This is a genomic window from Cupriavidus sp. CuC1 (assembly GCF_044627735.1).
In the GTDB taxonomy this organism is placed as follows: domain Bacteria; phylum Pseudomonadota; class Gammaproteobacteria; order Burkholderiales; family Burkholderiaceae; genus Cupriavidus; species Cupriavidus ulmosensis.
This window is the reverse complement of sequence record NZ_JBIUHC010000017.1, coordinates 71,632-94,234: the sequence shown is the minus strand read 5'-3', so window position 1 is coordinate 94,234 and position 22,603 is coordinate 71,632. Positions and strand designations below refer to the sequence as shown.

Genomic DNA, 22,603 nt, shown 5'->3' with positions numbered 1-22,603 from the left:
TGCCGGTCAGGAGGGGGTTGGACGGTAAGGCGGGGGCGTCGCCGCCAAAGTTGGGCGGGCACCGTGAGAGGGCTATTCTAACAAGCGGGGCGGCGAGCGCGTGCACTGCTCAGGGGCGTGGCGCGAAGAGAGGGCTTTGGCTGGTGGTTAGTGACGCAAAGTGCACTCAGTAAGCTGGGGACAAAAAAAGCGCCGGTCAGAGCCGGCGCAGCTTTCCACAACGGAAAAGGAGGAGAAATCAGGTACCGCCCGGGAGGTCAGCCACCCATCGCGAGCCAGCAACGGTGACAAGCGGTACCTATTTCTATGACCGCATCATCTCTGAATTGGTTTCAAATAAATTTCGACCCGGCGATTTTGTGTGCGTCCGGCCTCGGTGGCGTTGTCCGCGACCGGCTGGGTCTGGCCTCGTCCTTCAGCTGCCAGGCGGGGCCGGGCAACGCCTCGGTCACCCAGGTAGGTCGCGACGCTCTGGGCACGGCGCTGCGACAGTTGCATGTTGTAGTTCGGGTTGCCGGTGCTGTCGGTATGGCCCACCACGGTGGCGGAGACGTCTTGTTGCTGGGCAAGGGTCTGCGAGACCTGGTCCAGCACCGAGCGGAACGACGGCTTGATGCTGGCGCTGTCTGTATCGAAGGTCACCTGGCTCGGGATGTTCAGCTTGAGCGAGCCGTCCGGCTGCTCGGTGATCTGCGTGCCCGTGCCCGCGGTGTCCTTGCTCAGCTTGCCGCGGATCGCATTCCAGTTGTAACCCGTGGCCCCGCCCAGGGCCCCGCCAACCGCCGCGCCGACGAGCGTGCCGGTGGTATTGCCGCCGATCAGGTTGCCCAGGCCGGCGCCCACTGCAGCGCCCACGCCGGTGCCGACCGCGGTCTGGGTGCCTTGTTCCGTGGCGCAGCCGGCGGCAAGGGTGGCCACAACGGCAAGGCTGACAAGCTTGAGTTTCATGCTTTCTCCTTCAGGACGAATTTTTTTGGCTGTTTGGAAGTGGTGCGTGCAATACCACTAGAAATAACGCGGAAGACACGTGAATACAAGGCCCTGGACCGTATTCGCCGGGCTTGCGTTCCTGGCGCACTACAATAAGGAGATGATGCCGGGTGCACAAGCCTGTTGCTGTGACAGTTGTAAGTGCGTGTAATTCCACGTGCGGATCATGGGCTTGCCATCCTCGCGCTACCCTTGCGCTGCACTTCGCTCATACTTTGATACAGTACGCGCCTTCCCCATATTCCCATATTCAGTAGCGGAGATTGTCTTGAGCCTCACCGTCGACCAGGTTACCGAAGTCCTGCGCACCGTGATCGACCCCAACACGGGCCGGGATCTGGTGTCCACCCGTTCGGCTCGCAATGTGCGGGTCGAAGGCGGCGATGTGTCGCTGGAAGTGGAGCTGGGTTATCCCGGCAAGAGCCAGCTGGAGCCGATCCGCAAGCAGGTGGTGGATGCGCTGCGCCAGTTGCCCGGTGTGACCAATGCCAGCGTGGCCGTCAGCATGAAAATCGTGGCCCACGCGGTGCAGCGCGGCGTCAAGCTGCTGCCGGGCGTCAAGAACGTGATCGCCGTGGCGTCGGGCAAGGGCGGGGTGGGCAAGTCCACCACCGCCGTCAACCTGGCGCTGGCGCTGTCCGCCGAGGGCGCCCGCGTGGGCATGCTCGACGCCGACATCTACGGCCCCAGCCTGCCCATGATGCTGGGCATCGATGGCCGCCCGGAGTCGTCCGACGGCCAGACCATGGAGCCACTCGAAGGCCACGGCCTGCAAGCCAACTCGATCGGCTTCCTGATAGAGCAGGACAACCCGATGGTGTGGCGCGGCCCGATGGTGACCTCGGCGCTGGAGCAGTTGCTGCGCCAGACCAACTGGCACGATCTCGACTACCTGATCGTCGACATGCCCCCGGGCACCGGCGACATCCAGTTGACCCTGTCGCAGAAAGTGCCGGTGACGGGTGCTGTAATCGTTACTACGCCGCAAGACATCGCCCTGCTGGATGCCAAGAAGGGCCTGAAGATGTTCGAGAAGGTGGGCATCCCCATCCTCGGCCTCGTCGAAAACATGGCCGTCTACTGCTGCCCGAGCTGCGGCCACGTCGAGCATATCTTCGGCGAAGGCGGTGGCGAGAAGATGTGCGAGGACTACGGCGTGGACCTGCTGGGCAGCATGCCGCTGAACCGCTCCATTCGTGAGCAGGCCGACTCCGGCCGCCCGACCGTGGTGTCCGACCCCGACAGCCCGATCGCCGAGCTGTACCGGGCCATGGCGCGCAAGGTGGCTGTCAAGGTGGCCGACCGCGCCCGCGACATGACCAGCAAGTTCCCCAGCATCGTGGTGCAAAACACCTGATCCCCATGGACACGCCAGCCGACTTCGCTGCAGGCAACCCGGCCCCCGAGGCCGTGCCCGCCGGGCGGCCCGGCGTGACCATGGCCGTGGTGATGCGCCGCGTGCCGCTGGCCAGCCGCTGGCAGCCCTGGAAATGGGAGCTCGATGCCGTGCTGCCGGATCTTGGCGAGTTCGGTGCCGTGCCCCACTGCCTGGCGCAGGACGAACACGGCGCGCGCTGGCTGTACCCGGGCTACGCCGTCACGCTGTTCCGCGACGAGGCCGAGGGCTATTACCTCAACCTCACTTCGACCGCGCCCTGCTGGTTCGTGCTGTGGCGCATGGCAGAGGAGGACGGACAGGCTGCCGTGCCCACGTCCAGCGACGGCGAGCCGCTGCCGGTGCCGGTGACGGTGACACTGTCCTACAACGAGGCCGGACGCTGGCTCGATGCCGGGGAAACCGTCGAGAACGTGCCGCTAGCCCCTGAGCAGCTTGAGTGGCTGCAAGCCTACGTGGCGCAGCACTACCGCCCCGAACCCAAGAAACGCCGCCGCCCGGAATCGTTCAAGGCGCCGCAGGACCGGGCGCGCAACTGATGCAGGCAGGTCCGATATGAGCGATGCTTCCTTCCTGTCGCGCTGGTCCCGCCGCAAGGCCGCGGCGCGTGAAGGGCAGCCGCTTGCGCCCGAGCCGGCGCCACCCGTGCCGGCTCCGCCTGTGCCCGTTGTCCAGCGGCAGGCGGAACCAGCCCCGCCGGCGGAGCCACTCCCCACGCTCGCCGACGCCGCCTTGCTGCAGCCGGGCGACAGTATTGCGCGCTTCGTGGCGCGCGGCGTAGACGAAACCGTCAAGCGCGCCGCGCTCAAGACCCTGTTTGCCGATCCGCATTTCAATGTGATGGACGGGCTCGACACCTATATCGACGACTACGGCAAGCCCGACCCGATTCCCCTCGACGTGCTGCGGCGCATGCGCCAGTCCGAGACGCTGGGCCTGTTCGCGCCGACCGACGACGAACTGGCTGCCGCGCGCGCGGCAGCACAGGCGGTGGATGCGCCCGCCGCGGCGGTGCAGCAGGCGGAGCAGGCAACCTCGGACCAGCCCGCGGCGCTGGAGTCCTCGCACGCCGTGCCGCCTGAAATGCAGCCGCACGCGCCAGTTGCCGCCGATCCCGATTTACCCGGAATGGCGCGCCAGCCTGACGATTCGGCCCCAGGCAAACACGCGTAGCCGCTGCCGGCGCGGGGGCCTACAATGGGCTTCCCCCCACAATTCGCCAGCCGCAAGACTCCTTAAAAAAGGGGCATCCAGGCCGGCCAGCCGCATTCGCCATGCCGACGCTGATTTGCAATTGCAACGACACCATGCCGCTTGACGGGGCGGCCTTGTCGGGTAAGGGTTCGACCCCGGCAGAAGGCACCAGCCCACCGCTCAAGGTCCACCATCTGCTGTGCCGCCGCGAGATCGGCGACTTTACCGCCGCGCTCGACGGCACGGACGACGTCATCGTGGCCTGTACGCAGGAGCGCGCACTGTTTACCGAGGTGGCTGCCCGGCGCCAGGCCGATGGCACCATGACGGCGCCGGTGCGTTTCGTCAATATCCGGGAAACCGGCGGCTGGTCGCAGGGAGCGCGCCGCGATCCCAAGACCGTCAACGCCAAGATCGCCGCGCTGCTGGCCGCCGCCGCGCTGCCCGATCCGGAGCCGGTACCCGTGGTGGACTACCACTCGGGCGGCGCCGTGCTGATCCTCGGGCCTGCTTCGCGCGCCATGACCTGGGCCGGCAAGCTCGCCGAATCCGGCCTGGACGTGTCGGTGCTGCTGAGCGGCGCCGGCGAGGCCATGGGTGCAGCCACCCCGCCTGCCTCACGGGCCTTCCCGGTGCACAGCGGCAAACTGGTCAAGCTGGGCGGCTGGCTTGGCGCCTTCGAGGCAAGCTGGGAGACCGGCGCCGGGCGCGGCAACCCGATCGATCTCGATCTCTGCACACGCTGCAACGCCTGCATCGAGGCCTGCCCCGAAGACGCCATCGATTTCAGCTACCAGATCGACCTGGACCGCTGCCGCTCCCACCGCGCCTGCGTGAAGGCTTGCGGTGCGGCCGCCGCGATCGATTTCGAGCGCCCGCTCAAGACCGCCACCGAGCACTTCGACCTGATTTTCGACCTGGCCGATACGCCGGCCTTCACCATGCACTCGCCGCCGCAGGGCTACCTGTACGCCGGCGCGGATGCGCTGCGCCAGCACTCGCAGGCACTGGCCCTGGTCCAGATGGTGGGCGAGTTCGAGAAGCCGAAGTTCTTCCAGTACAAGGAGAAGATCTGCGCGCACGGCCGCAATAAGATCACCGGCTGCACGGCCTGCATCGATATCTGCTCCACCCAGGCGATCCGCTCGCAGTGGCATGACGGGCGCGGCCGTATCGAGGTCACGCCCAACCTGTGCATGGGCTGCGGCGCCTGCACCACGGTGTGCCCGACCGGCGCCATCAGCTACGCCTATCCCAAGCCGGACTACCTCGGCGAGCGCCTGCGCACCCTGGTCTCGGCCTACCGCGCGGCGGGCGGCCGCGATGCGGTGCTGCTGCTGCACGGCGAGGAATACGGCAATGCGCCCATCCTGGCGCTGGGCCGCGCCGCGCGCGCGGGCCAGGCGCGCGGCGTGCCGCCCAATGTGATTCCAGTTGGCCTGTTCCACCCGGCCGCGAGCGGACTCGAGCTGTGGCTGTCGGCCATTTGCTGGGGCGCCAGCCGTGTCGCCGTGATGCTCACGGGCGACGAAGCGCCGCAATATCGCACGGCGCTGGCCGGGCAGATGGCAGTGGGGCAGGCCATCCTGGCAGGGCTTGGCTACGATGGCGAATACCTGTCGCTGGTGGATGGCCCCGATGCCGCCACGCTGGACGCGCAACTGGCGCCATTGAGCGCGCCCGGCGCCGGCCGCGCAGCGTTCCCCCCGGCGGCCTTTCACGCCGCGGCCGCCAAGCGCGAGACGCTGGATTTCGCGCTGGATCACCTGGTGCGCAACGCGCCGCGCCCGCAGGCCAGCGTGCCGCTGCCGGCCGGCGCGCCGCTGGGCGCGGTGGCGGTGGATACCGGGCGCTGCACCCTGTGCATGGCCTGCGTCGGTGCTTGTCCCTCGCAGGCCCTGCGCGATAACCCCGAGCGTCCGGTGCTTGGCTTCCTGGAGCGCAACTGCGTACAGTGCGGCCTGTGCGAGACCACCTGCCCGGAAGATGCCATCACCCTGGTGCCGCGGCTGCTCACCGGCGAAGACGCGCGCCGCACCGTGACGCTGGCCGAGACCCAGCCCTTCCATTGCATCCGCTGCGCCAAGCCGTTTGGCACCGCCCAGATGGTGCATGCCATGCTGGCCCGTCTGGCGGACCACCCGGCGTTTGCCGGCGAGGCCGCCGAGCGCCTGAAGATGTGCGGCGATTGCCGCGTGGTGGATATGATGGAAAAGAGCAGCGGCGCCTCCAGCGGCACCGCCGTGCAGTAGCCAAGCCCTGTGGGACGCAAGCTGCCTTGCCGCGTGCGCGGCAAGGCAGCTTGCGCCGGCCGAATCCGGAACTCCAATCTTCCGGTACCCTTGAGAACCATCACGAAATGACTGATTTCCAGCCTATCCAGCTGATTCCCCCGGTTACCGAAGCCACGGCCAATGCCGAGGACACCGCCCGCGCGGACCTCTACGGCCTGCTGGCCACCCTGTTGTATCGCGCGCCTGATGCCGCGCTGCTGCACCATATCGCCGCCAACCGTGCCATCGGCGAAGACGCCGCGACCACGCTGGGCGAAGCCTGGAATGGTTTGTGCGACGCAGCATCGATCGCCACGGCCGCCGAGACTGCCGATGAGTACCAGCAATTGTTCATCGGCGTGGGCAAGCCGGAAGTCCTTCTCTACGGCTCCTACTACCAGACCGGCTTCCTCAACGAACGCCCTGTGGTGGCGCTGCGCGACGACCTGGCGCGCTATGGCCTGGTGCGCCAGGACAATGTCAGCGAGACCGAGGACCATATCGCCACGCTGTGCGAGGTGATGCGCTTCCTGGTCGCGGGCGAGGATGCGGGCATTGCCAATCTTGCCGAGCAGCAGCACTTCTTTTCGCGCCATCTGCAGCCATGGGTGGACACGCTATGCGATGCCATGGCGGCCCATCCGCAAGCCCGTTTTTACGTACGGGTGGCCGTTTTGCTGAAAGCCTTCATGGCGGTCGAGGCGATCGCGCTTGATATGCATTGAGCCTTCAACGCAGATGGCCGGAAGCGGGCGCGCAATCCGTCTCAGGCCTTGTTCCAAACGTTCCATGCATGGCACTTTTCAAGCGCCGGCGTCAGTAGAAACCCGCGCATGGCATGGTCTTTCGACACATATCAATCTAATATAAGCAAAAGACTACATAACTTGTTTGGCAACTGGTCTCTCTTTGCCAAGGAGTTCCCATGAAGGACGAGCAGCACAGGGTCGCACGCCGTACTTTCCTTGCCGGCGCAGGTGTCGTTGCCGCTGCCGGCGCCGCCGCCGCGCTGACCTCGCGCGGTCCCGCCGTGCCCAATGCGGCCATAACCTCGGCCATTCCGGATGTCACGCCCAGCGACAACGACGGCTACCGGGTTACCGAACATATTCGCAAGTACTACCGGACAACGCTGGTGTGAGCCGCGTCGCGCCTGCCGCGCGCCTCGCTTGACCTCGTTTCCATCCAGGGGTGATACATGATCTTGACCCGCAAACGCGCGGCGCAGGGTAGCGCATCTTCGCAACTGGCTAGCACGGTGGCCGGGCATGCCACCGGCCGGCTCTCCGAGCGCCTGGCCGCCGGCCTGGCCGGCGCGATGCCCACCATGGACCGCCGCAGCTTCCTCAAGCGTTCCGGTATCGGGGTAGGCGCGGGGCTGGCGGCCTCGCAGTTGATGCTATTACGCCGGGCGGATGCCGCAGATGCAGGGAGCGCCGCGAGCGGCGGCGAGGGCAAGAACAATATCGTGGTGCGCCGCACCGTCTGCGGCCATTGTTCGGTGGGCTGCGCGGTGGATGCGGTGGTGCAGAACGGCGTGTGGATCCGCCAGGAGCCGGTCTTCGATTCGCCGATCAACATGGGCGCGCACTGCGCCAAGGGCGCCGCGCTGCGCGAGCACGGCCACGGCGAGTACCGCCTGAAGTACCCGATGAAGCTGGTAAACGGCAAGTACCAGCGCATCAGCTGGGACCAGGCGCTCGACGAGATCACCGCCAGGATGAAGGAGATCCGCCAGCAGACCGGCCCGGATTCGATGTTCTTCGTCGGCTCCTCCAAGCACAGCAATGAGGGCTCCTACCTGCTGCGCAAGTGGGTGTCGTTCTTCGGCACCAACAACACCGACCACCAGGCACGTATCTGCCACTCCACCACGGTGGCCGGCGTGGCCAATACCTGGGGCTACGGTGCGATGACCAACTCGTACAACGATATGCAGAACGCCCGCGCGGCGCTGTATATCGGCTCCAACGCGGCCGAGGCGCACCCGGTTTCGATGCTGCACCTGCTGCACGCCAAGGAAAACGGCTGCAAGGTGATCGTGGTCGATCCGCGTTACACCCGCACGGCAGCCAAGTCCGACCATTACGTGCGGGTCCGCTCGGGCACCGACATCGCCTTCCTGTTCGGCATGCTGTACCACATCTTCAAGAACGGCTGGGAAGACCAGAAGTTCCTGAACGACCGCGTCTACGGCATGGACAAGGTCAAGGAGGAGGTTCTCGCCAAGTGGACGCCGGACAAGGTGGAGGAAGTCTGCGGCGTGCCCGAGGCCGAGGTCTACATGGTCGCCGAGATCATGGCCAAGAACCGCCCCAGCACGCTGGTGTGGTGCATGGGCCAGACCCAGCACACCATCGGCAACGCCATCGTGCGCGCCTCCTGCATCGTGCAGCTGGCGCTGGGCAATATTGGCGTGTCGGGCGGCGGCGCCAACATCTTCCGCGGCCACGACAACGTGCAGGGCGCTACCGACGTGGGCCCCAACCCTGACTCGCTGCCAGGCTACTACGGTCTCGCCACCGGCGCGTGGAAGCACTATGCCGCGGTGTGGGGTGTCGACTACGAATGGATCAAGAAGCAATACGCCTCTCAGGCGATGATGGAAAAGTCCGGGACCACGGTGTCGCGCTGGATCGATATCGTTACCGAGAAGCCTGAGCTGATCGACCAGGACAACAACGTCCGCGGCGTGTTCTTCTGGGGCCACGCGCCCAACTCGCAGACGCGCGGCCTGGAGATGAAGAAGGCGCTGGACAAGCTCGACCTGCTGGTGGTGATCGACCCTTATCCGTCGGCCACCGCGGCAATGGCCAACATGCCGCCGGCGCAGGGCGACACCATCAACCCGAAGCGCGCGGTCTACCTGCTGCCGGCCTGCACGCAGTTCGAGACCTCCGGCACCTGCACGGCTTCCAACCGCTCGCTGCAATGGCGCGAGAAGGTGATCGAGCCGCTGTTCGAATCGATGCCGGACCACACCATCATGCAGGCCTTCGCGGAGCGCCTGGGCTTTGGCAAGGAGCTGTCGAAGAACTACAAGCTGCTGGAGGTCAAGCGCGCGGGCCGTACCTGGATGGAGCCCGAGCCCGAGTCCATCCTGCGCGAGATCAACGCCAGCAACTGGACCATCGGCTACACCGGGCAATCTCCTGAGCGGCTCAAGTCCCATATGCGCAATATGGAGAAGTTCGACGTGCGCACGCTGCGCTGCCTCGGCGGCAAGGATCCGTTGACCGGCTACGACCTGACAGGCGATTACTTCGGCCTGCCGTGGCCGTGCTATGGCACGCCGGAACTCAAGCACCCGGGCTCGCCCAACCTGTACGACACCAGCCGCCACGTGATGGACGGCGGCGGCAACTTCCGCGCCAACTTCGGCGTGGAGCGTGACGGCGTCAGCCTGCTGGCCGAGGACGGCTCGTACTCGAAGGGCGCGGATATTACCACCGGCTATCCCGAGTTCGATCACGTGCTGCTGAAAAAGCTGGGCTGGTGGGATGAGTTGACGGACGCCGAGAAGCAGAAGGCCGAGGGCAAGAACTGGAAGACGGACTTGTCCGGCGGCATCCAGCGCGTGGTGATGAAGAACCATGGCTGCCATCCCTTTGGCAATGCCAAGGCCCGCGCCGTGGTGTGGAACTTCCCCGACCCGATCCCGCAGCACCGCGAGCCGCTGTATTCCATCCGGCCAGACATGGTTGCCAAGTACCCCACGCACGACGACAAGATGGCGTTCTGGCGGTTGCCCACGCTATACAAATCGCTGCAGCAGCGCAACATCGAGAACAAGCTCTACGAGAAATTCCCGATCATCCTCACCTCTGGCCGCCTGGTCGAATACGAGGGCGGGGGCGAGGAAACGCGGTCCAACCCGTGGCTGGCCGAGTTGCAGCAGGAGAACTTCGTCGAGATCAACCCGCGTGCGGCCTCCGATCGCGGCATCCGCAACGGCGACTTCTGCTGGGTCAGGACGCCCACCGGCGCGCACATCAAGGTGCGCGCCCTGGTGACCGAGCGCGTCGGCGTGGATACCGCCTTTATCCCGTTCCACTTCTCGGGCTGGTGGCAGGGCAAGGACCTCAAGGATTACTACCCGGAGGGCGCGATGCCGATCGTGCGCGGCGAGGCCGTCAACACGGCCACCACCTACGGCTATGACGCGGTGACGATGATGCAGGAAACCAAGACCACGATCTGCCAGATCGAACGGTTCGCCTGATGCAGACCTGATGCAGACCTGATGCAGAGACAGTGTGAGATCAAGGGCAAGGAACGACCATGGCACGCATGAAATTCATCTGTGACGCCGAGCGTTGCATCGAGTGCAATAGCTGCGTCACCGCCTGCAAGAACGAGCACGAGGTGCCGTGGGGCGTCAACCGGCGCCGCGTGGTGACCATCAACGACGGCATCGTCGGCGCCGAGAAATCAATCTCGGTGGCCTGCATGCACTGCTCGGACGCGCCCTGCATGGCGGTTTGCCCGGTCGATTGCTTCTACCGCACCGAAGACGGCGTGGTGCTGCACGACAAGGACGTCTGCATCGGCTGCGGCTACTGCTCCTACGCCTGCCCGTTCGGCGCGCCCCAGTTCCCCAGCGCCGGGACCTTCGGCGTGCGCGGCAAGATGGACAAGTGCACCTTCTGCGCCGGCGGGCCGGAGAAAAACGGCAGCGACGAAGAATTCGAGAAATACGGCCGCAACCGGCTGGCCGAAGGCAAGTTGCCGCTGTGTGCGGAAATGTGCTCGACCAAGGCGCTGCTGGGCGGGGACGGTGACGTGATTGCCGACATCCTGCGCAACCGCGTGATCAAGCGCGGCAAGGGCGGCGATGTGTTCGGCTGGGGCACGGCCTACGGCAACAAGGGAGCCGCGCAAGGCGCCACGGCTGCGCCCGCGGCGCCGGCCGCCGCGCCACCCGCTTCAGGAGCGCAACCATCATGACCCGCCTGCTGCTGATCTTGCTGGCCGCCGGCTGCACCGCGCTGGCCGCGTGCGGCGAGCGCGCCCAGACCGCCACGGCGGCGCATAAGAAATCCGACGCGCCGGCCTACGAAGGCGCGCCGGGCGATCCCTTCGTAGCCAAGGGCTGGACGCCAGGCGACAAGACCAGCTGGCAGAACCAGATCCGCGAGCGCAACCAGAAACAGAACGAATACAACCGCACGCCATGACCCCGGCGCCGCGCACCCCGGGGCCAACCCTGGCCGACCCGATGGAGGGCATATGAAGCCGACGCTCAATCCTGGCTGGTTCCGCTACTTGGCGGGGGTGGCCTGCGCGCTGGCCATGCTGGCGCCGCTCGGGGCCGCGCAGGCCCAGGCCCAAGCGCCGTCCCCGGGCGGCGCATCCGCCGCACAGGCCGCCGGCGCGCCCGCCGATGCCAACAATCCGGCCACGCACCCGGCGCAGCCCTTTGCGGGCATCGCCTCGGAGAACATCTTCAACGTGCCGCGCCGCGACATCGCCGCCGAGGCGCAGTCCCAGCAGGCGCGCACGCAGTCGCAGCCCGGCAATAACGCGCCGGTCTGGCGCGAAGCCAATTCCGACCAGGCGCACTACAGCAGCCTGCCCGCCAAGGAAGCCGGCGTGCTGATCCAGCGCACCGGCCAGCGGTGGCGGCTGTTTCGCAACGGCGTGATCACGGTCTGGGGCGGCTGGCTGGTGGTGCTGGTGCCTGCGGCGATCCTGGCCTTCTTTTTCTGGCGTGGCACCATTCCCCTCAAGACACCGCGCACCGGGCGCATGATCCAGCGTTTTACGCCGCTGGAGCGCATGGTGCACTGGACCATGGCGATCGCCTTCGTGACACTGGCGGTGTCGGGCATCGTCATGCTGTTCGGCAAGCATTTCCTGTTGCCGCTGATGGGCCACACGCTGTTCGGCTGGCTGACCTACCTGCTGAAGAACGTGCACAACATCGTCGGGCCGGTCTTCACCCTGGCGGTGATCGTCGGCTTTGTACTCTTCGTGCGCGACAACCTGCCCGCCCGCGAGGACTGGCAGTGGATCACCAAGGTGGGCGGGCTGGTTTCCGGCAAGCATGTGCCCAGCGGGCGCTTCAATGCCGGCGAGAAGGCCTGGTTCTGGGGCGGGCTGGTGCTGTTCGGCCTGATCCTGTCCGCCTCCGGCTGGGTGCTCGACATGATCGTGCCCGGCATGGATTTCTACCGCGCCACCATGCAGATCGCCAACGTGATCCATGGCATAGCGGCAGTGCTGATGATCGCCATGGCCTGCGGCCATATCTACATGGGCACCATCGGCATGGAAGGGGCCTACCGCGCCATGCGCGACGGCTGGGTCGACGAAGCCTGGGCCAAGGAGCACCACGAGCTCTGGTACGACGATATCAAGTCCGGCAAGATCCCGGTGCAGCGCGCGGCCGAGCCAGAACCCGGCAGACGCGCCGGCGGCCGGGCCAGCCCGGGCGAAGTCTGAGCGCGCACGGCCATTCCCCAACGAGGAGCCCGATCCATGAACCGCATCCTGCTGGTGCTCGCCCTGGCCCTTGGCACCACGGGCGCCCTGGCCAAGCTGCCGCCGCCCAGCGAGGCGCAAAAGCTCAAAGCCGACGAGGCCAAGGCGCGTGCCGGCTGGGCCGACAAGGTGGCCGCTTATCAGCTTTGCCGAGCGCAAGACAAGGTGGCGGCGCGCTACTACAGCGACATGAAAGCCAAAGGCAAGGAGGTGCCAGCGGCTGCCACGGGTGCGCCGTGCGTCGATCCGGGCCCGTTCGTGGCGCAAGCGCCGGCCGCGCAAGGCGCCGCAAGCATTGCGGGAGGGCCTTCCACCGCACCTATCGCCGCGCCTTCGGATCACAAACCGGCCGCAGCGCCGGGCACGGGAGCGGTACAATCGCCCCGGACATCACCGTGAGAGGAGATTCGGCATGAAGCATGTACGTGTACTTTTCGGTCTGGCGGTAGCGGGCACCCTGGCAGGCACTCTGGCCGGCTGCGGGGGTATGGGGACGGGCAGTTCCGATACCGCGGTCGCCGCGCTGGCGTCCAGGAGCGGCACCGCGACGCAGGGCAGCATCACCTTCACCCAACGTGGCGCCACGGTGCTGGTCAAGGCTGACGTAACCGGCCTGCCGCCCAATACCGAGCACGGCTTCCACGTGCACGAGACGGGAGACTGCTCGGCCCCCGACGCCATGAGCGCGGGCGGCCACTTCAACCCGACCGGAAAGCCGCACGGCTCGATGTCGATGCCCGACCACCATGCCGGCGATATCAACAACCTCAAGGCCGACGCCACCGGGCGCGCCCAGGCCAGCTTCGAGCTGACCGGCGTGACCGTGGCCCCCGGCCCCACCAGCGTGGTGGGCCGCGCCGTGGTCGTCCACAAGGATCCGGACGACTACAAGACCCAGCCCACCGGCAACTCCGGCGGCCGCATCGCCTGCGGCGTGATCGCCAAGTCCTGACGGACGGGGCAGCGCGGGCCGGCGGCGTCCGGTGCGCGGCCGCCATTCACCTTCTCCATCCCATGCCCCTGCGCCCCGAAATGACCCACGCGTCCGTTCCCCTGATCGAAGAGGTCGAGGTGGTCGACGAGCAAGGGCGCGTGCGGCAGGCCTTCCTGCCCGGCGAGCGCCCGCTGACGGTCTACCTCGACAAGCGCGAGCTGGTAACGCTGATGACGCTGGGCGGGGCGCCCGAGGCCCTGGTGCTGGGTTACCTGCGCAACCAGCGCCTGGTCGAGTCGGTCGAGGATATCGCCGCGATCCAGGTCGACTGGGAGACCGAATCCGCCGCCGTCACGACCCGCACGGGCGTGGACCGCATCGAGGAGCGCACGGCGCGCCGGGTGGTGACCACCGGCTGCGGCCAGGGCACCGTGTTTGGCTCGCTGCTGGACGAAGTCGACAACATCCGGTTGCCGCTCGACGCTACCCTGGACCAGGAAACGCTCTACGGCATCGTCGATACCATCCGGCTGCAGCAGTCGGTCTACAAGCAGGCCGGCTCCGTGCATGGCTGCGCGCTGTTCCGCGGGCGCGAGCTGCTGATGTTCATCGAGGATGTGGGCCGGCACAACGCCGTGGATGCCATCGCGGGCCTGATGTGGCTGGAAGGCATGAGCGGCGCCGACAAGGTGTTCTACACCACCGGGCGGCTGACCTCGGAGATGGTGATCAAGGGCGCCCAGATGGGCATCCCCTTCCTGCTGTCGCGCTCGGGTGTCACGCAGATGGGCTACCAGATGGCCCAGCGCGTCAACCTGGCTCTCTTTGCCCGGTGCACCGGGCGGCACTTCCTGCTCTATACCGGCCGCGAACGCTTCCGCCACCAGTTGCCCGAGCCAGCCACGGCCTGAAGCCACGCGGCGGATCGCCTGTCCTGGCGCAGGGCTGCCATTTCGGCGGGGATGCCGGATTTTGGTTGTACAATGCGGCCCATCGCAAGGCCCCGGCAGGTCCGGCGCCCCTGTGAGCAAATGCGAGCAGCGTTCCCGGTCAGCATGGACCGCGCCCGAGCCTGCCCTCATTTGTTCATCCCGATACCCCTATGAGCATCAAATCCGATAAGTGGATCCGCCGCATGGCGGAACAGCACGGCATGATCGAGCCCTTCGAGCCCGGCCAGGTACGGGAGGAAGACGGCCGCAAGATCGTTTCGTACGGCACCTCGAGCTACGGCTACGACATCCGCTGCGCCGACGAATTCAAGATCTTCACCAATATCAACAGCACCATCGTCGATCCGAAGAACTTCGACGAGAAGTCCTTTGTCGATTTCAAGGGCGATGTCTGCATCATCCCGCCGAACTCCTTCGCGCTGGCCCGCACGATGGAGTATTTCCGCATCCCGCGCAGCGTGCTGACCATCTGCCTGGGCAAGAGCACCTATGCGCGCTGCGGCATCATCGTCAACGTGACGCCGTTCGAACCGGAGTGGGAAGGCTACGTGACGCTGGAGTTTTCCAACACCACGCCGCTGCCTGCCAAGATCTACGCTGGCGAAGGCTGCGCCCAGGTGCTGTTCTTCGAGAGCGACGAAATCTGCGAGACTTCCTACCGCGATCGCGGTGGCAAGTACCAGGGCCAGCAGGGTGTCACACTGCCGAAGACCTGATCGCATACAATGCGCGCGTTGCGGCGTTACGGGGAACCCCGGGGCCGCGCGCCAAGCCTGAACGTCGAGCCACATGCCGACCCAGGGGGATGAGTCCCCGGGCCATGTGGCTCAAGTCCTTCTAGCCGTCCAAGGATGCCACATGAAATTCCGCTTCCCCGTCATCATCATCGATGAAGACTTCCGCTCCGAGAACATTTCCGGCTCGGGCATCCGCGCGCTGGCGCAGGCCATCGAGCAAGAAGGCATGGAGGTGATGGGCCTGACCAGCTATGGCGACCTGACCTCCTTCGCCCAGCAGTCCAGCCGCGCCTCCTCGTTCATCGTGTCGATCGACGACGACGAGTTCGTCAGCGAAGACGACCGGCCCGAAGCGGCGGCCATCGAGAAGCTGCGCGCCTTCGTCAACGAAGTGCGTCGCCGCAACACCGACCTGCCCATCTTCCTGTACGGCGAGACGCGTACCTCGCGGCATATCCCCAACGATATCCTGCGCGAGCTGCACGGCTTCATCCACATGTTCGAGGACACGCCGGAATTCGTCGCGCGCCACATCATCCGCGAAGCCCGGGTCTACCTGGATTCGCTGGCGCCGCCGTTCTTCAAGGCGCTGATCGCCTACGCGCAGGACAGCTCCTACTCGTGGCACTGCCCCGGCCACTCCGGCGGCGTGGCGTTCCTGAAGAGCCCGGTCGGCCAGGTGTTCCACCAGTTCTTCGGCGAGAACATGCTGCGCGCTGACGTCTGCAACGCCGTCGATGAACTCGGCCAGCTGCTCGACCACACCGGCCCGGTGGCGGCCTCGGAGCGCAATGCCGCGCGCATCTTCAACTCCGACCACATGTATTTCGTCACCAACGGTACGTCCACCTCGAACAAGATGGTGTGGCATGCCAACGTGGCGCCGGGCGACATCGTGGTGGTGGACCGCAACTGCCACAAGTCGATCCTGCACGCGATCATGATGACGGGCGCGATCCCCGTGTTCCTGATGCCCACGCGCAATCACTACGGCATCATCGGCCCGATCCCGAAGAGCGAGTTCGATCCCGAGACCATCCGCCGCAAGATTGCCGCGCACCCGTTTGCCAGCCAGGCCAAGAACCAGAAGCCGCGCATCCTGACCATCACCCAGGGCACCTACGACGGCGTGCTGTACAACGCCGAGCAGATCAAGGAGATGCTGGCCACCGAGATCGACACGCTGCATTTCGATGAAGCCTGGCTGCCGCACGCGGCATTCCACGATTTCTATCACAACATGCACGCGATCGGCAAAGACCGCCCGCGCAGCAAGGACGCGCTGGTGTTCGCCACGCAATCCACGCACAAGCTGCTGGCCGGCTTGTCGCAGGCCTCGCAGATCCTCGTGCAGGATTCGGACACGCGCAAGCTGGACCGCTACCGGTTCAACGAGGCGTACCTGATGCACACGTCCACCAGCCCGCAGTATTCGATCATCGCCTCGTGCGACGTGGCGGCGGCGATGATGGAAGCCCCGGGCGGCACCGCGCTGGTGGAAGAAAGCATCCAGGAAGCGATGGACTTCCGCCGCGCCATGCGCAAGGTGGAAGGCGACTACGATGCCGGCAACAACGGCGACTGGTGGTTCAAGGTGTGGGGCCCCGAGGCGCTGGTCGAGGACGACATCGGCGACCGCGAAGAGTGGATGCTCAAGGCCAACGAGCGCTGGCACGGTTTCGGCGACCTGGCCGATGGCTTCAACCTGCTCGACCCGATCAAGGCCACCATCATCACCCCGGGCCTGGATGTGGATGGCGAGTTCAGCGACCGCGGCATCCCCGCGGCCATCGTCACCAAGTACCTGGCCGAGCACGGCATCATCATCGAGAAGACCGGGCTGTACTCGTTCTTCATCATGTTTACCATCGGCATCACCAAGGGCCGCTGGAACTCGCTGGTGACCGAGCTGCAACAGTTCAAGGACGACTACGACCAGAACCAGCCGCTGTGGCGCGTGCTGCCGGAGTTCGTCGGCAAGCATCCGCAGTACGAGAAGCTCGGCCTGCGCGACCTGTGCGACGCGATCCACAGCGTCTACAAGGCCAACGACGTGGCCCGCGTGACCACCGAGATGTACCTGTCCGACATGGAACCTGCGATGAAGCCGTCGGACGCATGGGCCATGATGGCGCACCGCGAGATCGAGCGCGTGGCCGTTGACGAGCTGGAAGGCCGCGTCACCGCCATCCTGCTCACGCCGTACCCGCCGGGCATTCCGCTGCTGATCCCGGGCGAGCGCTTCAACCGCATCATCGTGCAGTACCTCAAGTTCGCGCGCGAGTTCAACAAGCTGTTCCCCGGCTTCGAGACCGATATCCACGGCCTGGTCGAGGAAGAGGTCGAAGGTGGCGGCAAGGCGTATTTCGTCGACTGCGTGAAGTAACGCAGGCTGGCGGCAGGAAAAAAGGGCCTCGCGCGTGCGAGGCCTTTTTTCTGCGCTCGCCCATGCCTTGCGCACGGCCGACGCGTCGCGCGAGATTGCGATAGAGTGGCGCTCACAAATCTATTCAACCTCGACGGAGTGGAAATGACATCAGCACGAGTGGTGGAATTGACGGAGTTCGGCGGCCCCGAAGTGATGCGCCTGGTGAGTGCCGAGCTGCCCGCGCCGGCGGCCGGTCAGGTCCAGTTGCGCCAGACCGCCATCGGCTTCAACTACATCGACGTCTACCAGCGCTCGGGCAAGTACCCGCTGCCGTCGCCGACCGGGCTGGGCCATGAGGCCGCCGGCGTGGTCGAAGCGGTGGGCGAGGGCGTGACCGGCCTGCGCGAAGGCGATCGCGTGGTCTACATGCACGCGGGCATCGGTGCCTATGCCAGCCGGCGCAATGTGCCCGCCGACAAGCTGGTCAAGCTACCCGACAGCATTGACGACCTCACCGCCGCGGCCATCTTCTTCAAGGCCATGACCGCCCAATACCTTGTGCGTAAGACGCATCGCGTGCAAGCCGGCGACATCGTACTGGTGCACGCCGCCGCGGGCGGCGTAGGGCAGATCCTCAGCAGCTGGGCCAAGGCGCTCGGCGCCACCGTGATCGGTACCGCCGGCTCGGCCGAGAAGTGCGAAGTGGCCCGCGCGGCGGGGTGCGATGTCGCCATCAACTATTCGAAGGCGGACTGGGTGGAGCAGGTGATTGCTGCCACGGACGGGCGCAAGGCGCGCGTGGTCTATGACTCGGTGGGCAAGCATACCTTCATGGGCTCGCTGGACTGCGCGGCGCCATTCGGGCTGGTGGCGCTCTATGGCGCAGCCTCGGGCCCGGTGCCGGCGTTCGAGCCGGAACTGCTCGGCAAGAAGGGTTGCCTGTTCCTGACGCGACCGTCGGTGTTCCCGCACAACGCCGATCCGCAGACGTTCCGCGCCAACGCGGCGGACGTGTTCCAGGCGATCGGGCAGGGCGCGATCCGGGCGGCCATTGGCGCGCGCTTCCCGCTGGACCAGGTTGCCGAGGCGCATCGGGTGGCCGAGGCGCGCGCGACCACGGGCGCTATTCTGCTGCTGCCTTGACGTCCGGAGCAACCACGGAAAACGGAAAAAGGCCTCGGGTTCCGAGGCCTTTTTCAATGCAACCAGAGCCGCCGGCCGTCGTCCCTGCTACTTCTTCTTGTCGAACTCAAACTGCGGCGTAGCGGGTTCGCTCTCTGCTGGCGCCGAAGGCAGCTCCAGCGTGCCACCGCCACTGCGCCCGCCAGGCGCTGGCACCGAGGCCGCTCCGCCCGGGCTCTCACCCCCCAGCGGAATCGTGACCTCCGCCGCATTGGTATGGTGCAACGAGCCCTTGTCGAGGAACATCGTCACCATGCCCGGCCAGAACATCACCAGCGCGACCATGATCAGCTGCAGGCCAACCCAGGGCAGCGCGCCCCAGTAGATGTCGGAGCTCTTCACTTCCTTGGGCGCAATGCCGCGCAGGTAGAACAGCGCGAAGCCGAAGGGCGGGTGCATGAAGGAGGTCTGCATGTTCACGCACAGCATCACGCCGAACCACACCAGCGCCGCGGTGGCTGCCGCTTCCGGATTGCCGCCCATCGAGTCGGCGACCACCGGCGCCAGCACCTTGACCGCCACGGGGGCGAGCATCGGGACCACGATGAACGCGATCTCGAAGAAGTCCAGGAAGAAGGCGAGGAAGAAGATGAACAGGTTGACCACCAGCAGGAAGCCGATCCAGCCGCCGGGCAGCGAGGTGAACATGTGCTCCACCCAGGCACCGCCATCCACGCCCTGGAACACCACCGAGAAGCAGGTGGAGCCGATCAGGATGAACACCACCATGGCGGTGATGCGGGCCGTGGACTGGTAAGCCTCGATGATCAGCCCGCGCAGCTCGGTCAGTTGCCCGGCGCGCAGCAGCAGCCACATGATCACAAGGTAGACCACCGCCAGCGGAATGCGGAAGGCATGCGAGCCGAACGCGACGGTGCCGGCGATGATGGCCACGCCCGTGGCGGCAAGGCCGATGCGGTAGACGGTGCGGTCGAGCTTGCCGAAGCCGGGGTCGCGCAGCACCGCCAGCACCAGCGCGCCGACCGCGCCCATGGCGCCGGACTCGGTCGGCGTGGCGATGCCCAGCATGATGGTGCCCAGCACCAGGAAGATCAGCACCGCGCAGGGAATGATGCCGCGCAGGCACTTGCGCCACAGCGGCCAGCCGCGTAGCGTGCGCTCCTCCACCGGCACCGGCGGCAGCCAGTCAGGCTTGACGCGGGCCAGCACGAAGGTATAGAGCGCGAACAGCGCGATCTGGATCACCGACGGGCCCCAGGCGCCCAGGTACATGCTGCCCACGTCGGCGCTGCCCATCGGCGTCTTGAGTTGGTCGGCCAGCACCACCAGCACCAGCGATGGCGGCACCAGCTGCGTGATGGTGCCCGACGCCGCCAGCACGCCCGTGGCGTACTTCATGTTGTAGCGGTAGCGCATCATCACCGGCAGCGAGATCATCGCCATCGCGATCACCTGCGCCGCCACGGTGCCGGTAATGGCACCAAGGATGAAGCCCACGATGATCACCGAATAGCCCAGGCCGCCGCGCACCGGGCCGAACAACTGGCCCATGGAGTCCAGCATGTCCTCGGCCAGCCCGCATTTCTCCAGTATCGCCCCCATGAAGGTGAAGAACGGGATGGCGAGCAGCAGCTCGTTGGCCAGCACGCTGCCGAACACGCGGCTGGGCACCGCCTGCAGGAAGCTGACCGGGAAGTAGCCAAACTGGATGGCCAGGATGCCGAAGGCAAGGCCCACCGCGGACAGCGAAAATGCGACCGGAAAACCGATCAGCATGAATACCACCAGGCCGCCGAACATCAGCGGCGGCATATATTCCAATGGAATCATTGCACTGGCCTCTCGTATTTCGATTCGATGCGCACCAGGCCCTTGAGGGCGGCAATGCGCTTGATCAGCTCGGACACGCCCTGCAGACCCAGCAGGACAAAGCCGAGGGGCACCACCAGCTTGATCGGGTAACGCGGCAGGCCGCCGGAGTTACCGGATTGCTCGAGGATGCGCCACGAGGGCAGGAACAGAGAATCCCATGACAGCCAGGCAAACAGCACGCACGAAGGCAGCAGGAAGAAGATGATCCCGAAGATGTCGATCCAGTGTTGCGCGCGCTCCGATACGTTGCCGTAGATCAGGTCCACGCGCACATGCTCGTTGCGCTGGAAGGTGTAGGAGGCGCCGAACATCACCGCGATGGCGAACATATACCACTGCAGCTCGAGCGGCCAGTTGTCGCTAAGGTTGAAGCCGTAACGCAGCAGGGCGTTGCCTGCGCTGATCAGGCACGACAGCAGGATCATGATGTTTGCAAGCCTGCCCGTGTGCTGATTCAACCTGTCGATCTGTCGTGACAGACCAAGCAAGTAATACATGGGTTGTCTCCCCTGTTTTTGCGGCAATTAGTTTATCTGTAACAAAATGCTTCGGCGCTTGGGGCTAATACCTACCGCATTGCGCAAAAATCAAAAAAGCAGGAAGTAAATAAAAAAAGCCGCCAGGGATGCGCCCTGGCGGCTTTCTCGCAAAACAAAACTTACGTGAACAATCCTTTGCCGACGCATTCCACCCCCTCCTAGGGCCGGTAGGCTCAGGAGGGGGTCAAGTCGGCGGCAGCCGCGAGGCTGCCTTTGCGCCAAGCTATGGTTGCGGGCGGCTTTTCTGCTGTTAAAGTTGTCGCATGCAAACCGGCTACCGATTCCGCTGTTACCCCACGCCAGCGCAGCAAGCCATTCTGCTGCGCTGGATTGGTTGCCAGCGCTTCATCTACAACGCGAAAGTTGGTGAGGATCGATATTACCGGTCATTCCAGCGCAAGACGTTGGCCTTGGCGGGGCAACATCCTCCGATTGACCAGGAATACGCGCGTTACAAGAACGCGGAGCTAACGCCCTGGCTGTCCGAAGTCCCATCACAGGTGCTGCGCAATGGCGCGGTACGCTGGAAGCAGGCATACAGCCGGTTCTTCCAGAAGCTGGGTGGACGTCCAACGATTCAGCGCAGGAGCGGCCCACAATCGATCTGGCTCACGAGCGAGTTATTCTCGTTCCAACCGATTGCCGACACGCCGACCGGCGAGACACGCTATCGCCTGCACGTCGGCAAGGGCAAGTTCCCGGTGGGCGGCATCCCCTATACCGCTCACCGGCCTCACACGATGCCGGCTAGCATTACGCTGACCGTCGACGCCGGGCGATGGTACGTCGCCTTCAGCGTCGACGATGGGCTGCCGGCGGTGACGCAGGAAGAGATCGCAGCGGAGCTGGCGACCTGGTCCGAAGCCGATCTGCGCGCTGCGGCGGTAGGCGTGGATCGTGGCATTACGGTGCCCGTGTACGCTAGCACCGGGCAGACAGCCGCCCTGAGCCGCGCCCAGCAGCAACGGATGGAAAAGAAGGAGCGCGCCCGCCAGCGGTGGCAGCGCCGGATGGCGCGCCGGACCAAAGGCTCATCGGGATGGCGCAAGGCCAAGTACCGCGCCGCGCGGTGCCAACACTATGCCAAGAACGTGCGGCAGGACTTCGCGCATCAGACCAGTTACCGCCTGGTAACAGGCGAGGAAACGCGGCTGGTGGTGTTCGAAAATCTGCGCGTCAAGGCGATGAGCGCACGGCCAAAGGCCAAGCGGGACGAGTCGGGCAAGTGGCTCAAGAACCAGGCTCGCGCCAAGGCGGGACTCAACAGCAAAATTCTGGCGAGCGCCTGGGGCAGGACGCTCACGCTCGCACAATACAAGGCGCTGCGACGAAACAAGCTCGTCGTCACCGTGCCGCCGCATCACAGTTCGCAGGAGTGTAGCCGGTGCGGCCACACCCACCCGGACAACCGGCCATCGCAGGCTGCGTTTGTCTGTCAACGCTGCGACTTCCGTGCCAACGCCGACCACAATGCGAGCGAGGTGATTCGCGATCGTGGCGTGGCACTGGTCCGGTCGGGCGAGTTCTCGGCCAAGGGCAAGAAGAAGACGATGCGCCTCAGAAACAAGGTAGGGGCGGGATGCTCCGAACCGGGGTCCGAAGGGACCTCTACGCCGAGGGAGACTCGAGTAAGACACCGGGCGGGCAACCGCACGGTGCATGAGTCGCCGAACCCGGAAACCCCTGCTACAAGCCGAAGGCTTTAGCGGCGGGAGTATTCA

General features: G+C 65.6%; 20 protein-coding genes. 17 read left to right on the top strand and 3 right to left on the bottom strand.

Annotated elements, in window-relative coordinates; translation table 11 throughout:
• Positions 1-315 precede the first annotated feature (315 nt).
• A complete protein-coding gene (locus ACGLHR_RS10305) occupies positions 316-948 on the bottom strand; it encodes an OmpA family protein (RefSeq protein WP_267604094.1) in 633 nt (210 codons plus the stop codon).
• Between the two features lie 310 nt (positions 949-1,258).
• On the opposite strand from ACGLHR_RS10305, the gene apbC reads away from it, so the two are divergent.
• The 16 genes from apbC to ACGLHR_RS10225 all read left to right on the top strand — a co-directional run bounded on the left by apbC (position 1,259) and on the right by ACGLHR_RS10225 (position 18,471).
• Positions 1,259-2,347, top strand: coding sequence for an iron-sulfur cluster carrier protein ApbC (gene apbC / locus ACGLHR_RS10300; RefSeq protein ID WP_267604093.1), 1,089 nt, complete (start codon positions 1,259-1,261; stop codon positions 2,345-2,347).
• Positions 2,348-2,352: 5 nt separating this feature from the next.
• Positions 2,353-2,925: a DUF3305 domain-containing protein gene (locus tag ACGLHR_RS10295; RefSeq protein ID WP_318231898.1), complete on the top strand. Its 573-nt coding sequence runs from the start codon at positions 2,353-2,355 to the stop codon at positions 2,923-2,925.
• A 16-nt stretch (positions 2,926-2,941) separates the two neighbouring features.
• Positions 2,942-3,559 (top strand): DUF3306 domain-containing protein, encoded by a 618-nt coding sequence (locus ACGLHR_RS10290; RefSeq protein ID WP_400093634.1) that lies wholly within the window; start codon positions 2,942-2,944, stop codon positions 3,557-3,559.
• 101 nt (positions 3,560-3,660) lie between these two features.
• Positions 3,661-5,832, top strand: a complete 2,172-nt coding sequence (locus tag ACGLHR_RS10285) for a 4Fe-4S binding protein (protein WP_400093633.1) — start codon at positions 3,661-3,663, stop codon at positions 5,830-5,832.
• Positions 5,833-5,939: 107 nt separating this feature from the next.
• Complete coding sequence (locus ACGLHR_RS10280) at positions 5,940-6,578, top strand: molecular chaperone (protein ID WP_400093631.1); 639 nt, start codon at positions 5,940-5,942, stop codon at positions 6,576-6,578.
• 200 nt (positions 6,579-6,778) lie between these two features.
• A complete protein-coding gene (locus ACGLHR_RS10275) occupies positions 6,779-6,994 on the top strand; it encodes a formate dehydrogenase (RefSeq protein ID WP_267604089.1) in 216 nt (71 codons plus the stop codon).
• Between the two features lie 57 nt (positions 6,995-7,051).
• Entirely contained in the window at positions 7,052-10,075 is a 3,024-nt protein-coding gene (locus tag ACGLHR_RS10270) for a molybdopterin-dependent oxidoreductase (RefSeq protein WP_400093629.1), read from the top strand.
• 59 nt (positions 10,076-10,134) lie between these two features.
• Positions 10,135-10,800: a formate dehydrogenase FDH3 subunit beta gene (gene fdh3B, locus ACGLHR_RS10265; RefSeq protein WP_318231893.1), complete on the top strand. Its 666-nt coding sequence runs from the start codon at positions 10,135-10,137 to the stop codon at positions 10,798-10,800.
• The gene (locus ACGLHR_RS10260; RefSeq protein WP_318231892.1) at positions 10,797-11,030 is read left to right on the top strand and encodes a hypothetical protein; all 234 of its coding nucleotides are present in this window, start codon (positions 10,797-10,799) and stop codon (positions 11,028-11,030) included. Before fdh3B ends, ACGLHR_RS10260 begins: the two co-directional genes overlap by 4 nt.
• Positions 11,031-11,082: 52 nt before the next feature.
• Positions 11,083-12,297: a formate dehydrogenase subunit gamma gene (locus ACGLHR_RS10255; RefSeq protein WP_400093628.1), complete on the top strand. Its 1,215-nt coding sequence runs from the start codon at positions 11,083-11,085 to the stop codon at positions 12,295-12,297.
• 36 nt (positions 12,298-12,333) lie between these two features.
• Entirely contained in the window at positions 12,334-12,735 is a 402-nt protein-coding gene (locus tag ACGLHR_RS10250; protein ID WP_400093627.1) for a hypothetical protein, read from the top strand.
• Positions 12,736-12,748: 13 nt separating this feature from the next.
• Positions 12,749-13,288: a superoxide dismutase family protein gene (locus tag ACGLHR_RS10245; protein ID WP_400093625.1), complete on the top strand. Its 540-nt coding sequence runs from the start codon at positions 12,749-12,751 to the stop codon at positions 13,286-13,288.
• A 62-nt stretch (positions 13,289-13,350) separates the two neighbouring features.
• Positions 13,351-14,181: a formate dehydrogenase accessory sulfurtransferase FdhD gene (locus ACGLHR_RS10240; protein ID WP_267604083.1), complete on the top strand. Its 831-nt coding sequence runs from the start codon at positions 13,351-13,353 to the stop codon at positions 14,179-14,181.
• A gap of 191 nt (positions 14,182-14,372) precedes the next feature.
• A complete protein-coding gene (gene dcd, locus ACGLHR_RS10235; RefSeq protein ID WP_017230746.1) occupies positions 14,373-14,939 on the top strand; it encodes a dCTP deaminase in 567 nt (188 codons plus the stop codon).
• 142 nt (positions 14,940-15,081) lie between these two features.
• Positions 15,082-17,346 carry an arginine/lysine/ornithine decarboxylase gene (locus ACGLHR_RS10230; protein ID WP_267604082.1) on the top strand — a complete coding sequence of 755 codons (2,265 nt, stop codon included), beginning with the start codon at positions 15,082-15,084 and terminating at the stop codon, positions 17,344-17,346.
• A gap of 144 nt (positions 17,347-17,490) precedes the next feature.
• Positions 17,491-18,471 carry a quinone oxidoreductase family protein gene (locus tag ACGLHR_RS10225; protein ID WP_400093623.1) on the top strand — a complete coding sequence of 327 codons (981 nt, stop codon included), beginning with the start codon at positions 17,491-17,493 and terminating at the stop codon, positions 18,469-18,471.
• A gap of 87 nt (positions 18,472-18,558) precedes the next feature.
• Here the strand turns inward: ACGLHR_RS10225 and ACGLHR_RS10220 are convergent, their stop codons facing one another.
• Together ACGLHR_RS10220 and ACGLHR_RS10215 are read right to left on the bottom strand one after the other, a co-directional pair.
• Positions 18,559-20,301, bottom strand: coding sequence for a TRAP transporter large permease subunit (locus tag ACGLHR_RS10220; RefSeq protein ID WP_400093622.1), 1,743 nt, complete (start codon positions 20,299-20,301; stop codon positions 18,559-18,561).
• Entirely contained in the window at positions 20,298-20,840 is a 543-nt protein-coding gene (locus ACGLHR_RS10215) for a TRAP transporter small permease subunit (protein WP_183036609.1), read from the bottom strand. Before ACGLHR_RS10215 ends, ACGLHR_RS10220 begins: the two co-directional genes overlap by 4 nt.
• A gap of 305 nt (positions 20,841-21,145) precedes the next feature.
• On the opposite strand from ACGLHR_RS10215, the gene ACGLHR_RS10210 reads away from it, so the two are divergent.
• On the top strand, positions 21,146-22,588 hold the full coding sequence (locus tag ACGLHR_RS10210; RefSeq protein WP_400093620.1) for an RNA-guided endonuclease InsQ/TnpB family protein: 1,443 nt from the start codon (positions 21,146-21,148) through the stop codon (positions 22,586-22,588).
• Positions 22,589-22,603: the final 15 nt, after the last annotated feature.

Coding starts and splice junctions, on each gene's coding strand:
- ACGLHR_RS10305 (WP_267604094.1), bottom strand. CDS start 948: ATGAAACTCAAGCTTGTCAGCCTTGCCGTTGTGGCCACCCTTGCCGCC.
- ACGLHR_RS10225 (WP_400093623.1), top strand. CDS start 17,491: ATGACATCAGCACGAGTGGTGGAATTGACGGAGTTCGGCGGCCCCGAA.
- ACGLHR_RS10230 (WP_267604082.1), top strand. CDS start 15,082: ATGAAATTCCGCTTCCCCGTCATCATCATCGATGAAGACTTCCGCTCC.
- ACGLHR_RS10210 (WP_400093620.1), top strand. CDS start 21,146: ATGCAAACCGGCTACCGATTCCGCTGTTACCCCACGCCAGCGCAGCAA.
- ACGLHR_RS10245 (WP_400093625.1), top strand. CDS start 12,749: ATGAAGCATGTACGTGTACTTTTCGGTCTGGCGGTAGCGGGCACCCTG.
- dcd (WP_017230746.1), top strand. CDS start 14,373: ATGAGCATCAAATCCGATAAGTGGATCCGCCGCATGGCGGAACAGCAC.
- fdh3B (WP_318231893.1), top strand. CDS start 10,135: ATGGCACGCATGAAATTCATCTGTGACGCCGAGCGTTGCATCGAGTGC.
- ACGLHR_RS10295 (WP_318231898.1), top strand. CDS start 2,353: ATGGACACGCCAGCCGACTTCGCTGCAGGCAACCCGGCCCCCGAGGCC.
- ACGLHR_RS10270 (WP_400093629.1), top strand. CDS start 7,052: ATGATCTTGACCCGCAAACGCGCGGCGCAGGGTAGCGCATCTTCGCAA.
- ACGLHR_RS10290 (WP_400093634.1), top strand. CDS start 2,942: ATGAGCGATGCTTCCTTCCTGTCGCGCTGGTCCCGCCGCAAGGCCGCG.
- ACGLHR_RS10240 (WP_267604083.1), top strand. CDS start 13,351: ATGCCCCTGCGCCCCGAAATGACCCACGCGTCCGTTCCCCTGATCGAA.
- ACGLHR_RS10255 (WP_400093628.1), top strand. CDS start 11,083: ATGAAGCCGACGCTCAATCCTGGCTGGTTCCGCTACTTGGCGGGGGTG.
- ACGLHR_RS10220 (WP_400093622.1), bottom strand. CDS start 20,301: ATGATTCCATTGGAATATATGCCGCCGCTGATGTTCGGCGGCCTGGTG.
- ACGLHR_RS10275 (WP_267604089.1), top strand. CDS start 6,779: ATGAAGGACGAGCAGCACAGGGTCGCACGCCGTACTTTCCTTGCCGGC.
- ACGLHR_RS10260 (WP_318231892.1), top strand. CDS start 10,797: ATGACCCGCCTGCTGCTGATCTTGCTGGCCGCCGGCTGCACCGCGCTG.
- ACGLHR_RS10215 (WP_183036609.1), bottom strand. CDS start 20,840: ATGTATTACTTGCTTGGTCTGTCACGACAGATCGACAGGTTGAATCAG.
- ACGLHR_RS10280 (WP_400093631.1), top strand. CDS start 5,940: ATGACTGATTTCCAGCCTATCCAGCTGATTCCCCCGGTTACCGAAGCC.
- ACGLHR_RS10250 (WP_400093627.1), top strand. CDS start 12,334: ATGAACCGCATCCTGCTGGTGCTCGCCCTGGCCCTTGGCACCACGGGC.
- ACGLHR_RS10285 (WP_400093633.1), top strand. CDS start 3,661: ATGCCGACGCTGATTTGCAATTGCAACGACACCATGCCGCTTGACGGG.